Source organism: Pseudonocardia yunnanensis, assembly GCF_039534065.1.
Taxonomy (GTDB): Bacteria; Actinomycetota; Actinomycetes; order Mycobacteriales; family Pseudonocardiaceae; genus Pseudonocardia; species Pseudonocardia yunnanensis.
In genome coordinates, this window is sequence record NZ_BAAAUS010000001.1 from 313073 (window position 1) to 327597 (window position 14525).

13 protein-coding genes are annotated in these 14525 nt (G+C 70.9%); 3 read left to right on the top strand and 10 right to left on the bottom strand.

Features of this window, described 5'->3' with window-relative positions:
• Positions 1-7: 7 nt before the first annotated feature.
• Genes ABD743_RS01415 through ABD743_RS01425 form a run of 3 tightly spaced genes read right to left on the bottom strand, consistent with a single transcriptional unit; the run spans position 8 to position 3827 of the window.
• Positions 8-2305, bottom strand: coding sequence for a xanthine dehydrogenase family protein molybdopterin-binding subunit (locus ABD743_RS01415; RefSeq protein WP_344717928.1), 2298 nt, complete (start codon positions 2303-2305; stop codon positions 8-10).
• A complete protein-coding gene (locus ABD743_RS01420) occupies positions 2302-3297 on the bottom strand; it encodes an FAD binding domain-containing protein (protein ID WP_344717930.1) in 996 nt (331 codons plus the stop codon). Before ABD743_RS01420 ends, ABD743_RS01415 begins: the two co-directional genes overlap by 4 nt.
• On the bottom strand, positions 3294-3827 hold the full coding sequence (locus tag ABD743_RS01425; RefSeq protein ID WP_344717932.1) for a 2Fe-2S iron-sulfur cluster-binding protein: 534 nt from the start codon (positions 3825-3827) through the stop codon (positions 3294-3296). Before ABD743_RS01425 ends, ABD743_RS01420 begins: the two co-directional genes overlap by 4 nt.
• 193 nt (positions 3828-4020) lie before the next feature.
• On the opposite strand from ABD743_RS01425, the gene ABD743_RS01430 reads away from it, so the two are divergent.
• Together ABD743_RS01430 and ABD743_RS01435 are read left to right on the top strand one after the other, a co-directional pair.
• Positions 4021-4851: a class II glutamine amidotransferase gene (locus ABD743_RS01430; RefSeq protein ID WP_344717934.1), complete on the top strand. Its 831-nt coding sequence runs from the start codon at positions 4021-4023 to the stop codon at positions 4849-4851.
• 51 nt (positions 4852-4902) lie between these two features.
• Positions 4903-5499, top strand: a complete 597-nt coding sequence (locus ABD743_RS01435; protein ID WP_344717936.1) for a TetR/AcrR family transcriptional regulator — start codon at positions 4903-4905, stop codon at positions 5497-5499.
• A gap of 32 nt (positions 5500-5531) precedes the next feature.
• On the opposite strand, the gene ABD743_RS01440 is transcribed toward ABD743_RS01435, so the two are convergent.
• The 7 genes from ABD743_RS01440 to ABD743_RS01470 all read right to left on the bottom strand — a co-directional run bounded on the left by ABD743_RS01440 (position 5532) and on the right by ABD743_RS01470 (position 13460).
• The gene (locus ABD743_RS01440) at positions 5532-6044 is read right to left on the bottom strand and encodes a chorismate mutase (RefSeq protein WP_344717938.1); all 513 of its coding nucleotides are present in this window, start codon (positions 6042-6044) and stop codon (positions 5532-5534) included.
• A gap of 771 nt (positions 6045-6815) precedes the next feature.
• Positions 6816-7793: an L-histidine N(alpha)-methyltransferase gene (locus ABD743_RS01445; protein WP_344717940.1), complete on the bottom strand. Its 978-nt coding sequence runs from the start codon at positions 7791-7793 to the stop codon at positions 6816-6818.
• A gap of 51 nt (positions 7794-7844) precedes the next feature.
• On the bottom strand, positions 7845-8834 hold the full coding sequence (locus tag ABD743_RS01450; protein WP_344717942.1) for a LacI family DNA-binding transcriptional regulator: 990 nt from the start codon (positions 8832-8834) through the stop codon (positions 7845-7847).
• A 54-nt stretch (positions 8835-8888) separates the two neighbouring features.
• Positions 8889-9287 carry a VOC family protein gene (locus tag ABD743_RS01455; RefSeq protein ID WP_344717943.1) on the bottom strand — a complete coding sequence of 133 codons (399 nt, stop codon included), beginning with the start codon at positions 9285-9287 and terminating at the stop codon, positions 8889-8891.
• A complete protein-coding gene (locus ABD743_RS01460; RefSeq protein WP_344717944.1) occupies positions 9287-10507 on the bottom strand; it encodes an acyltransferase in 1221 nt (406 codons plus the stop codon). The genes ABD743_RS01455 and ABD743_RS01460 overlap by 1 nt, the downstream gene beginning before the upstream one ends.
• The gene (locus ABD743_RS01465; protein ID WP_344717946.1) at positions 10504-11991 is read right to left on the bottom strand and encodes a class I adenylate-forming enzyme family protein; all 1488 of its coding nucleotides are present in this window, start codon (positions 11989-11991) and stop codon (positions 10504-10506) included. The genes ABD743_RS01460 and ABD743_RS01465 overlap by 4 nt, the downstream gene beginning before the upstream one ends.
• A gap of 521 nt (positions 11992-12512) precedes the next feature.
• Complete coding sequence (locus tag ABD743_RS01470) at positions 12513-13460, bottom strand: helix-turn-helix domain-containing protein (protein WP_344717948.1); 948 nt, start codon at positions 13458-13460, stop codon at positions 12513-12515.
• Positions 13461-13748: 288 nt separating this feature from the next.
• On the opposite strand from ABD743_RS01470, the gene ABD743_RS01475 reads away from it, so the two are divergent.
• Positions 13749-14492, top strand: a complete 744-nt coding sequence (locus ABD743_RS01475) for a YoaK family protein (RefSeq protein ID WP_344717950.1) — start codon at positions 13749-13751, stop codon at positions 14490-14492.
• Positions 14493-14525 lie beyond the last annotated feature (33 nt).

The window sequence follows — 14525 nt, forward strand, 5'->3', positions numbered from 1 at the left end:
GGACTCATCACAACAGCTTGTCCAGGGTGATGGGCAGGTCCCGGACCCGCTTGCCGGTGGCGTGGTGCACGGCGTTGGCGATCGCCGCCGCCACCCCGGTGATGCTCACCTCGCCGATCCCGATCACGCCCAGCGGCATCGTGGGGTCTGGATCGCCCAGGTAGAACACGTCGATCGGCGGGATGTCGGCGTGCACCGGGACGTGGTACTCGGCGAGGTTGGCGTTCATGATGCGGCCGGTGCGCCGGTCGACGAGGCTCTGCTCCTGCAACGCCATGCCGATGCCCATCACGATCCCTCCGCGCAACTGGCTGCTCGCGGTCTTCGCGTTGATCACCGTGCCGACGTCGAACACGCCGAGCCAGCGCGACACCCGCACCTCCCCGGTGTCCGGGTCGACACGCACCTCGCAGAACTGCGCCCCGGCCGCGGCCTTCACCCAGCGGCGGTTGTCGAGCAGGAACTTGGTCAGGAACCGTGCCTGGCCGACGACGCTGCCCAGCCGGGTGTCGGAGCCCACCGCGGCGTCGACGGAGACCTGGGCGGCCCGCCCGAGGATCGCCGCGTAGGACTCGCCGCGCGCGTCGTCGGTGCGGTAGAGCCCGGCGTCCCTGGCCCGGACGTCGGACAGGCGCTGCCCCCGCAGCGGGGACTCCGCCGAGCGCGCCGCCAGGGCCAGCACCGACCGCTTCAGCTTGTCGCACGCCTCCAGGAGGCTCGCGGCCACGCTCGCGGTCTGGCCCGAGCCGCCCGCGCCCGGTCCGGTGGGGAGCGCGCTGTCCCCGTACTCCACGGTGACGGCCTCGAACGGCACGCCGAGCGCGTCGGCGGCGATCTGGGCCTGGGCCGTGGCCCCGCCCATGCCCATCTCGTGGAACCCGCACCGCACGAGGACGCTGCCGTCGGCCGCGAGCCGGACCGTGACGTTGGCCGCGAACTGCCACGCCGGGTGGTACGCCGACGCCACACCCATGCCGACCAGCCATCTCCCGTCGCGCATCGAGCCGGGCCGGGGCGTGCGGGCCGACCAGCCGAACAGCTCCGCCCCGCGGGCGTAGGCCTCGCGTAGCGCTCGATGGGCGAACCGCTTGCCGTCGATCGGGTTGCGCTCCGGCTCGTTGCGCATCCGCAGCTCGATCGGGTCGATCCCCAGCTCGTAGGCGAGCTCGTCGACCGCGGCCTCCAGCGCGAAGGTGCCGATGGACTCACCCGGGGCGCGCATGAAGGTGTTGGGCAACGTGTCCAGCGTGACCTGGTGCTGCTGCACCAGGATGTTCTTCGCGTCGTAGAGGTGCCGCGACTGGGACGTCACCTGCTCCGGCCCTCCGCCCGCCCGGCCCACCTGCGTCACACTCGTGTGGATCAGCGCGGTCATGCTGCCGTCGGTCTCCGCACCGATCGCCACCCGTTGCGTCGACGGGGTGCGCCCGCCGACGGTGCGGTAGACGCCCTCGCGGGTGAGCATCATGCGGACCGGCCGGCCGGTGACCCGCGCCGCCAGCACCGTGAGGACGGTGCCTGCCCAGATCGTGGTCTTGCCGCCGAAGGCGCCGCCGACGTATGGGGCGATCACGCGCACCGCGGCCGCGGGCACGTCGAACCTCCATGCGAGCTGATCACGCACCCACGCGACGTTCTGAGCGCCCTCGTGGACCACGAGCCGGTCGCCGTCCCATGCCGCCGTGGTCGCGTGCGGTTCGAGGGCGTTGTGGTTGTGTCCCGGGGTGGTGAAGCGCAGGTCCACCGACACCGGAGCCGCGGCGAGCGCGGCCTCGGCGTCGCCCTTCTTCGCGCTGCCCGAGTCCATGGCGGTGTTCTTCTGTGGGACGGCGTTGCGCTCCTCCGCGGCGAAGTCCACCGCAGCGGGCAGCTCCTCGTAGGAGACGGAGACCAGCCGGGCGGCCTCTTGGGCCGCGTCGAGCGTCTCGGCGACGACGACGGCCACCGGCTGCCCGTTCCAGTGCACCTCGTCGGTGTTGAGGTAGTTCACCGACGTCCCCGAGGCGAGCGTGCTCAGGTTCATGTAGTTCACCGGGCGGGGCGGCTTCATCGGCGGCGCGTTGAGGTGCGTGATCACCGAGAGAACCCCGTCGACCGCGAACGCGGCGGCGGTGTCGATGCCGGTGATCCGGGCGCGGCTGACGGTCGCGTACACGAGTGCGGCGTACGCGAGGTCGGCGTAGGGGTACTCCGCGGAGAAGCGGGCCTCGCCGGTGGTCTTGGCCGTGCCGTCGACGCGGTCGATGGGCCGGCCGACGACGGGCCCGAACGTCGTCGTCAGTGGCCGGTTCTCCACCTGGGTCATGCGGCACTCCCCTCGGTGAGCAGCTGCCGAAGCGTGGCGACGATCGTCCGCTCGGCCAGCTCGATCTTGAACGCGTTCTCGCGCTGCGCGACGGCAGGAGCGAGCTCGGCCGCCGCGGCCCGCCGGAACGACTCCGCGGTGGCCGGGGCGCCGACCAGCGCCTCCTCGGCCACGCGGGCGCGCCAGGGCTTCGGTGCGACGCCTCCGAGCGCGAGGCGGGATGCGCTCACGGTGCCGTCGCGGACCTCCATCGCGGCAGCGACGGACACGAGCGCGAAAGCGTAGGACGCCCGGTCCCGCACCTTGCGGTAGCGGGACGTGGCCGCCAGCGGCAGGGGCGGCAGCTCGACAGCCGTGATCAGCTCGTCGGGGGCGATCTCGGTCTCCACGTGCGGAGTGGCGTCCGGCAGCCGGTGGAACTCGACGAGCGGGATGCGCCTGCTGCCCCGGATGCTCTCCACCTCGACGACCGCGTCGAGCGCGGCCAGCGCCACGCACATGTCCGAGGGGTGCGTGGCGATGCAGCTCTCGCTGGTGCCGAGCACGGCGTGCCCCCGGGTGAAGCCACCCACCGCGTCGCATCCGCTGGCCGGCTCCCGCTTGTTGCAGGTGGCGGAGCGGTCGTAGAAGTACGGGCAGCGGGTGCGCTGCAGCAGGTTGCCGCCGACCGTCGCCATGTTCCGCAGCTGACCCGACGCACCGGTCAGGACGGCCTGGGACAGCACCGGGTAGCGCCTGCGGATGACCTGGTGGGCGGCCAGACGGCTGTTGCGGACGAGCGCGCCGATCCGCGCCCCGCCCTCGGGCAGCTCCGTGATCTCCGTGAGCGGGAGCCCCGTGATGTCGACGACCGTGTCGGGCTGCTCGATGTCCTCGCGCATGAGGTCGACGAGGTTCGTGCCGCCCCCGATGAACTTCGCCCGGGGCTCCGACGCGATGGCGCGGACCGCGGTGGCGACGTCCGGCGCGCTGACGTAGGCGAACGGCCTCATCGCGCACCCTCCAGCAGGTCGAGATCGCCCGAGGCGACCTCCTGGATCGACTCGACGATCCCGTTGTAGGCGCCGCACCGGCACAGGTTTCCGCTCATGCGCTCCCGGATCTCCTGCCCCGAGAGCTCTGCGGGCCCGGCAGCGAGGTGTTCGGTGACGGCGCTCGGGACGCCGGCACGGTGCTCGGCGAGCATCCCGATCGCCGAACAGATCTGCCCGGACGTGCAGTAGCCGCACTGGAACCCGTCGTTGCGGATGAAGGCCGCCTGCAGGGGATGCGGCCTGCCGTCGGCGGCGACACCCTCGATCGTGGTGATCTCGCGGCCCGCGTACTGCACGGCGAGAGTGAGGCAGGAGTTGATCCGCTCACCGTCGACGAGCACGGTGCATGCACCGCATGCTCCCTGGTTGCAGCCCTTCTTGGTGCCGGTGAGCCCGAGTTGCTCACGCAGCAGGTCGAGCAGGCTGACCCGCGGTTCCACCTCGATGGACCGGACGGTCCCGTTGATCCGCATCTGAACCTCGACCACGTGGCTCCTCCGTCTCGTCAGTGCGGCGAAAGTTAACACTACGGCGTAGCGCTAACAAGTGAACGGCGGTGACTTAACTGAGAGGATCTCAGGCGCCACCGGCCACTGCGGACGGAGGGGGCACTGCCGGCGACCGGGGGACGTCCCCCGATGGGTCGTGCAGGTCGGCACACCAGCTGGGAGAGTCGCAGGCATGTGCCGCTGGCTGGGCTACTTCGGCGCTCCGATTCGCCCCGAGGAGCTGCTCTACCAGCCTGCGCGGTCGCTGATCGAGCAGAGCAAGAGCCACGCACCGGACCTCTCCGTCGCCAACGCCGACGGCCACGGCCTCGGCTGGTACGGCACGGCGGACGCGCCGGGCCTGTTCCGCAGCGCGTCACCGGCATGGGGCGACCGCAACCTCCGGGAGGTCAGCGCACAGATCAGCTCGCCGCTGTTCCTCGCCCACGTCCGCGCCTCGACCGGCACACCCGTGCAGCAGACCAACTGCCACCCGTTCCGGTACGGCCAGTGGATGTTCGTCCACAACGGGTTCATCGACGCCTACGACCGCCTGCGCCGCGACCTGCTCCTCAGCGTCGATCCGAAGCTCTTCCCCGAGATCGAGGGCACCACCGACTCCGAGCTGATGTTCTACCTCGCGCTGACCTTCGGCCTGGCCGACGACCCGGTCGGCGGCCTCGAACGGATGGCCGGGTTCATCGAGGCCGAAGGACGACGCGCCGGCTCCGCGCACCCGCTGCAGATGACCGTCGGGATCAGCGACGGGGTGCGCCTCTACGCCGCCCGGTACGCGAGCGACGCAGAGGCGAACACGCTCTACGTCAGCTCGTCCGTCCGCGACCTCCGCCTGCTCTACCCCGCGGACGAGCGCCTTCAGCACTTCTCCGACGAGTCCCGGGTGATCGTCTCCGAGCCGCTGGTCGACCTGCCGGGGCTGTGGCGGGAAATACCGCCGGGCACAGCGCTGGTGGTGCAGGAGGGCGATGATCGGGAAGTGCCCTTCCGTCCGTCCGAGCCGTAGCCCGCGAGGCGCTGCGCTCGGTGGGCGCCGCCAGCCTCTACCGTCGTGAACGTGAACACGGGCAACGCGACCGGCGAGGCAGCGCCCCGGCGGCGCAATGCCGCGTCGACCAGGGAGGCGATCCTGCGGTCAGCGAAGATCGCCTTCACCCGGTACGGCTACGACGGGATCGGCGTACGCGAGATCGCGCAGGGCGCCGGTGTGACCGCCATGCTGGTCAACCGCTACTTCGGCTCCAAGGAGCTGCTTTTCACGGAAACCGTGGAGGCCGTCTTCGCAGAGCCGACCCTGCTCACGAACGACGCTGCCACGCTCAGCCGGTTCGCGGCCGCGGCGCTGGTCGGGAACGAATCCCACGGAAATGATCACGTCGACGGGTTCCTGCTGATGCTGCGCTCGGTCTCGAACCCGCGTGCCGCCGACATCCTGCGAGACAGCATCGAACGGCATTTCGAGCAGCATCTGGCGGCCCTGCTGCCCGGGGCGGACACCCACGAGCGCGTCGCGCTGTTCCTGTCCCTCATCGCAGGCTTCCAGCTGATGCACAACGTCCTGGGCAGCACCGCGACCACCCGGTCGGACCCTGCTGCGCTGGCGCGGCGACTGGAAGCCCTGTTCCAACAGCTTCTGGAACGGACTCCCGCCTGACGACCGCCCGGATGCGGGACGGGATCGGTAGCTCAGTCGGCCGAGCAGATCCACTCGGTCGCCAGGTCGAGCGCGCGGCGGTGCAACGCGTCGAGATGGTGCACAGCGGCCACGGGGACCCGGGCCTCGTGCAGACGGGTGCGGCACAACGACGCGTGCTGGCGAGCCACCTGCGTGGAACGCAGCTGCTCGAGGAGTTGGTCGGTGAGCTCGTCGAGCCGCTCACGGATCGACTGCAGGTCGGGCGGGGTGGAGGGAGCCTCCTCAGGATGAGCCTGCCATCGTGCGAGCATCCCCCGCTGCACGACCTTGCTCGCGTCGATCTGGCTGCGGAAGAAGCGGATCGCGAACTCCCGGTCCAGCCCCATCTGCGCCGCCCGGCGGCCGGCCTCGGCGAGCACCTGCCGCTCCCGGAGCAGATCCTCCACGGGAGCACCCGAGCGGTACTTCGTCGCGGCCACGTCGTCACTCACGAGAATGCGCTGAACAGCGAGATCGACCAACGAACCGAAGTCATCGAGTTCGACGGGGGAGTCGACAGGCATGCCAGTTTCCTTACCCAATCTTGAGGGTTTCTTTGGATTCGACCGACTTCCCCGTCGGGGCGGGCGCGCACCACGCCGGACGCGAATCAGTCACTCTCGCATGCTAGCGCCGGGCCTACCCACGAGAATCGGTGCCGATCGTGATCCGCGCCATTCGACGGGACCGGCGCCGGAAAGGCGACGTACGGGTCCTTTCATTTCTCAGCAGGCCCCCAGCTACGGACGGCCAAACGCGTGCGACACCTGCGTCATCCGACCCGACACTGCCACCCCGATCGCCCGGCTCGGCGGCCTGCGTCCGCCGGTCCATCCGGGAAAGGCCTTCGACCCACTCGGACACGGCCCGATCGTGCCGGATTCCTGCATTGATCACGACACGCACGGATTCCTCGGAACAGGGGCAACCCCGAGTCGAGACCGAGCCGGACCCGGCTCGTACACGGCCTCGATGACCTCCCGGCCGGCGTTCGCGGCGTGACTCATGGCCGCTCGGAACTCCGCTCGCTTCTCGACCGTCACCGGGGTGCGCTGCTCGGCGGCGGCATCGACGGACCGGACCAACTGACGCGCGGCCGCGACGGCCGCCGGACCTGGCGAGCGTGGACACCTGTACAGGTACAGGCCTTCTGCGCTACAGATTCTGTTGCCTAGCAGAACGGGCGGCACGAGTACCGCCCCGAATCGCAGTTACCGACCAGGACAAACAAACCCGACGACCGACACATTTCTCGGCAATAAAATGCACGATGTTCATCCGAATCCCGTCGGGTGTCACGTGCGGGCGAACAGAAAAATTCCATACTGCCATACGGCGTCGATCCACTGGTCGTCGAGCACGAAGCCGAGGGCGGAGACGTCGGCGACGAACCGGGGGCGATGGAACTTCGCCGAGTACCCGACGTTGATCGAGTCGCCCCGCCCCATGTGGAGGGTGACACCGAGGCTCTTCAGCGAGACCGTGTGCTCCTCGGTCGCGTAGAGGTGTCCCTCCACCGTGGACGTGGCGTCGTCGTAGTGCGCACGGGGATAGAAGCGGTGGAGCACGAAGTCGCCGGCGAAGCGGCGGTTCAGGTGGGCGAGGTGGTTCTGGCGGAACCGCACGAACGCCGAACGTCCGGCCGGGTCGTTGTAGCAGGCCTCCAGCACGTCACGTGGTTTGTCGAGGTCGGCCGACATGAGGAACCGGTCGCCGGGCCGCAGGGTCGCCGCGATCTCCCCCAGCAACGCTGTCCGCTCCGCCGGCGTCGTGTTGCCGATGTTGCTGCCGAGGAAGGCCACCGCGACCGGAGCCTCGTCGCGCTCCCGCAGGCTCGCCAGCCCTGCCTCGTACCGGCCCCAGAGCGCACGCACCCTGAGCTGCGTGAACTCGGCGGTGAGGGTCTCCGCGCTGGCGACGAGCATCTCGCGGCTGACGTCGATCGGGAGGTATGTGGTGGGGCGGCGGTCGGTGCACGCCGCGAGCAGCAGCCTGGTCTTCTTCGCGCTCCCGCTGCCGAGCTCGGCGACCGACCCACAGCCCAGCCCTTCGGCGATCTCTCCGGCGTGCTGACGCAGGAGGTCGTGCTCGACGCGGGTCAGGTAGTAGCTGGGAAGCTCCGTGATCTCCTCGAACAGCTCAGATCCGAGCTCGTCGTAGCCGAACCACGGGGGGATGCGGGGCGGGGACTCCTGCAGCCCGGCGAGCAACGCGTCCTGGTCCTCCCAGAAGGCGTTGTCGACGGGCACGATCTCGACCCTGCTCTGCGTCACTTGCGCTCCACCGGCCGTCCGTAGGGATCACGACGGCTACACGCTTGCGCATCACGCGCTCTCCCGCAGGACGAGCTCGGAGGGGTACCACGTGGCGGAGGGAACGCGAGCCTCGTTGAGCACGGCCGTGGCAGCTCCGGCTGCGATGCGGCTCACCGGATGGGTCGCGGTGGTGAGCGCGGGGCCGGCCCATGCGGCCGCCGGGACGTCGTCGAACCCGGCGACGGCCACGTCGTCCGGCACGTCCACGCCGAGCCCGCGCAGCGCGACGATCGCGCCGAAGGCAACGGTGTCGCAGATCGCGTAGATCGCGTCGGTGTCGGGCCAGCGGTGCAGCGCCTCCAGGGCACCCGACCGGCCGTCCTCGAAACCGAAGTCACCAGGCAGGATGCGCGCGGGGAGCCCCGCGGCCTCCACCGTGCTTCGGTACGCCTCGACCGATCGCCACGAGCACGGCAACCAGCTCGGCCCCGTGAGCATCGCGATGTGCCGCCTGCCCGACGAATGCAGATGACGGACGACGGCAGCGGCGCCGGAGGCGTTGTCGACGTCGAAGGACGGGACGGCCGCCGAGCCGATCCCGATGGATGCCACGCGCCCGCGCAGAACGTCCGGGACCGCGGCGAGCAGCGGCTCCGTGGTGTTGCACAGCACCACTCCGCGGACGCTGCGGTCGGCAGCCAGCCTGCCGAGCGACGCTGGGGCGTCGAGCGGTAACCACTGCAGGGAGACGCCGACACCTGCGCCGTCACACACGGCTGCCGTGGCCCCGAGCACGCGCCACATGTACGGGTCCTCGAGCACGTCCGGCCGGGGCCCGGCAACGGCGACGACGACACGGGTGCCGGAGCCGCCGGCAAGCGCCCTGGCCAGCGGGTTGGGGGCGTAGCCCATCCGCTCGGCCACGGCTCGCACGCGTTGCCGGGCGGGGGTGGACGTGGTGTCGGATCCGGTGAGCGCTCGCGACGCCGTTGCCCGCGACACTCCCGCGGCGCGCGCGACGTCCTCCAGGGTCAGCGGGTCGCGGATCTCCTCACCCATGACTCCCCCACTCGACGGACTCCGAACCCCTGCCCCAGCACGTGTTGCCGGCCGTCAGTACATCATCCGCGGGTCGTCGTAGTACTTGAATTCGAGCAGGTTGTTCGACGGGTCGGCGAGCACGAACGACTCGTGTTCCTCGGCCCGGCCCGCGAAGCGGTGGAACGGCTCGGCGAAGAACGACAGACCCCGGGTACGTGCGAGGCGCAGGAGCCGCTCCCAGTCCTCGGGACGGCGGAACGTCACGCCGAAGTGCCGGGGATAGAGCTCGGGCGCCTCGTCGACGCGGTCCGAGAGGTGACAGACGACCTGGTCGCCGAAGAAGTCCAGGGTGATCCGGTCGGCGTAGCGGCGGGCGAGCTTGCAGCCGAGCCCCCCGACGTAGAACTCCTGAGTCGCGTCCAGGTCCGCCGCCGGGATGGCCAGGTGGAACACGTCCTCGTGGTCGCGCATCAGGCGTCCATGCTCCGCAGGGCCGGCTGCCCCGCCTCGATCGCGTCGTTTCCCCCGGTCCGCGCAGCGGCCCGGGTCCGACGGGGCAGACCCCACCCGCGGCCCGGAGCGCGGGACTTCCCGGTCAGGGGCAGGCTGACCGCCGTCCGCTGCAACACCTCGACGATCACCAGAGCCCCGACCACCGCCACCGCGTACACGGCGAAGCTGGACCAGGGGGCCGGCAGCCGCGCGGCAGGCGAGGCGGCGCCCGCCACGGTGAGCGCCCACAGGATCGTCGGGTGCAGCAGGAACACCCCGAAGGACCGGTCCGAGGCGCGCTCGACGAAGCGCGACGCGCGGCCGCCCGCTCGCCTGTCGGCCCATGCGGCCCCGATCGCATAGAAGCCCGCGGTCACCGCCACCGACCACGGCACCATCACCGGCTGGAACACGTCGGTGGCGAACTCGGCGCCGACGCCGTGCGCGATCGACCACTGGTACCGGCCCTCGGCGAGGACGCCGCCCAGCAGCACCGCCGCGACGATGAGCGCGGTGTGGCCCCGGATCCACGAGTCGACGCGCGAGGCGTGCACCGCGGCGACCCCGCCGAGCACGAGGAAGAACTGGTAGCTCAGCAGGACCGACCCGAGGTAGGGCAGCAGCTCCGCCTTGGCACCGGTGGGCACCGGGTCGTGCAGCCACAGGTCGATCAGCACCTGCAGGAACGCGCTCGCGGCAAGCAGCATCCCGTGCCGGCCCCGGGTGACCAGCAACAGCCGCCGGAACAGCGGGAACACCAGGTAGAACTGCAGCGACACCAGCAGGAAGTAGAGGTGGAACCACGCCGTGCCGGTAGCCACGTTGCGCAGCAGCCCGAGCAGCGCCGGGCCGATCGGAAGCGGTGCGGTGACCAGTCCGAGTCCGGTGTAGACCACCGACCACACCACGTACGGCACGCCGACCAGCAGGAGCCTGCGGCGCCAGAACGGCACCGGGCGCACACCGGCGTCCCGGTAGCGATGGGTGAGCACGAACGCGGTGAGGACGAAGAAGGCCTCGCGGGTGAAGTGCAGCAGCATCACCACGGCACCGCCGGGCACGCTGTCGAGCGGGTTCACCGTCGAGACCGTGTGGACGCCGATCACGCAGGCGAAGGTCAGCACCCGGACCATGTCAGCCGGGTAGATGTGGACGGTGCGGCCCATGGGGCGCCGGAGCTCGAAGGCGCCCGCCGTCATCGGCCGCTCGCCGCGAGCTCGTCGGCGAGCTGGCGGCGCAGCTCGGTGCGGCGCACCTTCCCCGTCGGTGCCAGCGGGAAGCCTCCGACCAGCCGGATCTCGGCGGGGCGCTTGTAGCGGGCCAGGTGAACGGTGCAGCGCTTCACCAGCCGCCGGACGAACTGCGCGCCCGCAGCGGCGTCCAGCTCGTCGACGGGGCGGATCAGGGCGATGGGAACGGCGCCCAGCACGTCGTCGGGCCGCCCGATGACCACCGCGTCGGCGACACCGGGCTCGTCGAGCAGGATCTCCTCGATCTCGCGCGGGTAGACCAGCTCACCGCCGCGGTTCACCACGTCGTCGGCGCGCCCGACCAGGTACAGGTACCCGTCGTCGTCGAGCCGGCCCATGTCGGCGGTGTCGAGCCAGTGCGCGTCGTCGATCCGGTCGGCACCCCTCCCGTCGGCGTAGCCGCGGATCACCCCGGCTCCACGGATCCGCACCCGGCCGACCGCACCCGGCGGGCACACCGTGCCGTCGGGTCCGATCACCTCGAGCTCCACGTCGACCGGCAGCCCGACCGACCCGGGCCGCGCCGGGGCGTCGAGCGGGGTCGCCGTGATCTGGCTCGCGGCCTCGGTCATCCCGTAGCTCTCGACGACCGGCACCCCCGTGGCTGCCGCGATCAGCCGTCCCACGCTCTCGGAGAGCGGCGCGGAGGCGGACCGCACGAACCGCAGCCGCTGCGGAAGCACCGGGATCTCCTCCCGGGACAGGATCGTCAGGACGGCAGGCACCGCGTTCAGCCACGTGATGTCGTGCGCCGCGAGCAACGGCCAGAACCCCGTGCGGTGGAAGCGGCGGTCCAGCACGAGGGTCGCCCCCGAGACCAGCGTCGCGAGCAGGCCCACCACCTGGCCGTTGATGTGGAACAGCGGTAGCGGGTTGAAGCCGCGGTCGGCGGCGGTGAGCCGGTGGTGGCGCGCCACGGCCCCGGCGACGTGCAGCAGTTGCTCCTCCGCCAGCACGACCGTCTTGGGGGCTCCGGTCGATCCGGAGGTCAGCAGGGCGGCGGAGCCGGGCGGGCCGTCGTCGGGCACCGGGGCGGCCGGATCCGCGACCGGGTCCACCGGCAGCCCGGTGCCGACCTGCACGCGGAGCCCCGGGCGCAGCGCGCGGTCGGTGATGACGAGAACGGGACGCAGGGCCATGCGGGCCCGGTGCGTCTCAGCCGGGGTGGCCTCCGGGTTCACCGGCGCCGAGCAACGCCCGGCGGCGATCACCGACAGGTGCACGACGGCGAATGCGAGGGGGTCGTCGATGTCGACCAGTACCCGCGCGCCCTGCGGCACGTGGAGCGCGTCCAGCTCACGCGACCATGCGCGGGCAGCCGCGTCGATGCCGGCGTTGTCGATGACCCGGTGGGTGCGGGCGTCCTCCAGGAACGTCTTGTGCGGGTGGCCGGCGGAGCGGGAGCGCAACAGACCGCGCAAGCGGATGGGCACGAGAGTCCACGCTGGACGAGCTTGCTGTGCGCGTGCTGTGCAGGGCATGTGAAGAGCCGGTCCGTCCGCACCGCGGTCGATGCCGTGCGCCTGACGGCTGTGGCGCCCCCCACCTCACACCGGATGCCGCCGTCATGGCGATGACGGTCCCTCACGTCCGTCGCGATGACGAGGTTCGTGTCCAGGAGGCTCACGCCGCGACCGCGGAGCGTGGAAGACGTCGTCGACGCGGTCCCGGTCGGCGCTCCACTCTGGGTCGGCCGGGCCACTGAACAAATCGGACACCTCCGTGTACGTGCGCCAGACCGCCCTGTACCCGGGAGCCACCGCAGTGGCGAGCGGGGGCCGGGCCGCGTGCGCGGCCCGGCCCCACCCCCCTCGGGCCAGGGATCAAGCGTCGCGCGACTCGGGGCTCCCAGACCGGTTCGCGTCTGATCGACCCCTCGTCGGCTGTGAATACAGTCGACCAGCCCGGGGTTTCAACGTGAATAACGATTCCTGTTCGACACCATGCGTTTCCTCTAGCACGGTCGCGGGAGCAGCCCGGCGAAGTGCTCACGCCGCCATCCGGTCGGCGTCGTCCCGAACTGCCGCCGGAATGCTCGTAGGAACGTACTGAGGTCGCGAAAACCGACGGCAGCGGCGATGCTCGATATCGTGCGGTCGTACCTCGGGTCGGACAGCATCACCTGTGCTGCGAGCAGCCGCTGCTCGCGAAGGTAGGCACCTGGCGTGGTCCCGATCCGCTCGAAGAGGGTGTACAGGTGGGCAACCGACACGTGATGCCGCCGCGCCAGCTCCTCGACCCGCAGTTCTGGGTCGGCCAGGTGTTCGCGAACGTGTATCCGCATCACGTCGAGCAACACTTGTGCGGCGCCGTCCCCGCCCGGTATCGAGGGGCTGACGTCCCGCAACGCCATCGCGAGCAGATCGATCGCGGCGCGCCCGGCGTCGAGCCGCTGGTCGTCGGTGAGGTCGTCGGCGACCTGAAACAGCCGGCGGAGGTAGGTGGACAGCATCTGCATGGCCGGGTTTGCGGGGTCCACGGTGCGTGCACAGGCCTCGGTGATCTCCACGGTACGGAGCGGGAGTAGCTCACGGGAGAAACGCAAGGCCAGGCTCCGGGCCGCCGTCGGCGAGGCCCGCTTCCACGGGCTGCACACCTCCGATAGCACTCCCGAACCGGCCGTCAGCTCGGCGAAGCGGTCGTGCTGGCGTACGTAGGCCCGGCCGGCCATCTGTACGCAGAAGAGCATCAGGTTGTCTCCCGTCGCCTTCGCTGCCATCCGGTCGGTCCGGACCGACGACATCGGCCCTCCCCAATGCGACCGAGAGAGGGTTAGGGCGTCGCCCAGCTCCTGGAACGCCACACACCCGTGATACTCGGGACGCGTCCAGGCGATCACCGGCATGAAGGACTTACTGGCGACGTCCTCCAACTCCTCACCGTAGAACTCGTGGATCTGCACGGCCCGACGCTAACTCCGGATCATCCGCCCAGGCAGGAACCACAAGACCGCTTGTCAGACCCGTTAGATACGGGCGGGCGTCTCGTAAACGATCCGTTCCCGACTGGATCCCCGCCATCGGCCACGCCACTCGTCCAGGACCACTCGATCCCAGAGGCAGCCCTTCGGCCGCAGGGCCCGGGCAAGCCGCCAGGTACTCGACGTGGTGGGCCGACGCCAGCCCGACTCAAGCCGCTTGATCGCCGTCGGGTTCATCCCTGCTGCCCGCGCGAGATCGTCGACGCTACCGTGGCCGCGCTGACGCGTTGCGGCATCAGAGGCGTTCACCTCACCGAGCAGGCCGGTCTGTGGTACGTCTCCGAGATGAGCCCCGAGAGGAGCACTGCCCCGGAGCGGGTGGCGTGGAGGTGGGCCGGGGTAGTCCCGGCCGCGCTCGCCGCGTGCGCCGGCGGGGTCGACCTGCTCGCACTCGCCGGGCTCGGTGGCGCGTTCGCCAGCATCGTCACCGGCAACCTGGTGACCACGGGCTACGGACTCGGCACGGCGAACATGGCACTTGCGGCGCCGCCGGGCATCTCCGTGGTCTGCTTCACCGTCGGCGTCGTCGCCTCGACGCGGGTGTGGCGACATCGCCCGGAGGCCGTCATCGGGCTCCTGCTCGCCGAACTGGTGCTGCTGGCAGGCGTGGCCGCGGGCTGGATCCTCACCGGCGCGCACCCCGGACCGCTCGTGTCGTTCGTCCTGCTGGGCCTCGCCTCGGTCGCCATGGGCGGGCAGAGCGTGGCGGCGTTGCGCCTGAAAGCCTCCACCACCTACATGACGGGCACGCTGGTCAGCGTGCTGCAGGACGTCGTGACGGGCCGCGCCGGGCGTCGCCGCTCGGCGTTGCGCCAGCTCGCGGCGCTGGTGGCGGGAGCATGCGCGGCCGCCGCGCTGCTGCACCCGGTGCGCTGGGCCGTCCCGCTGCTCCCCGTCGTCCTGCTCGCTGTGTCGATCGGGCTGGTGCTCGCCGACCGCGCGTCGATCCGCTGATCAGGACGACGACGGGTGGCTTTCCGTGGCGAC

Coding starts and splice junctions, on each gene's coding strand:
- ABD743_RS01415 (WP_344717928.1), bottom strand. CDS start 2,305: ATGACCCAGGTGGAGAACCGGCCACTGACGACGACGTTCGGGCCCGTC.
- ABD743_RS01420 (WP_344717930.1), bottom strand. CDS start 3,297: ATGAGGCCGTTCGCCTACGTCAGCGCGCCGGACGTCGCCACCGCGGTC.
- ABD743_RS01430 (WP_344717934.1), top strand. CDS start 4,021: ATGTGCCGCTGGCTGGGCTACTTCGGCGCTCCGATTCGCCCCGAGGAG.
- ABD743_RS01440 (WP_344717938.1), bottom strand. CDS start 6,044: ATGCCTGTCGACTCCCCCGTCGAACTCGATGACTTCGGTTCGTTGGTC.
- ABD743_RS01450 (WP_344717942.1), bottom strand. CDS start 8,834: ATGGGTGAGGAGATCCGCGACCCGCTGACCCTGGAGGACGTCGCGCGC.
- ABD743_RS01455 (WP_344717943.1), bottom strand. CDS start 9,287: ATGCGCGACCACGAGGACGTGTTCCACCTGGCCATCCCGGCGGCGGAC.
- ABD743_RS01460 (WP_344717944.1), bottom strand. CDS start 10,507: ATGACGGCGGGCGCCTTCGAGCTCCGGCGCCCCATGGGCCGCACCGTC.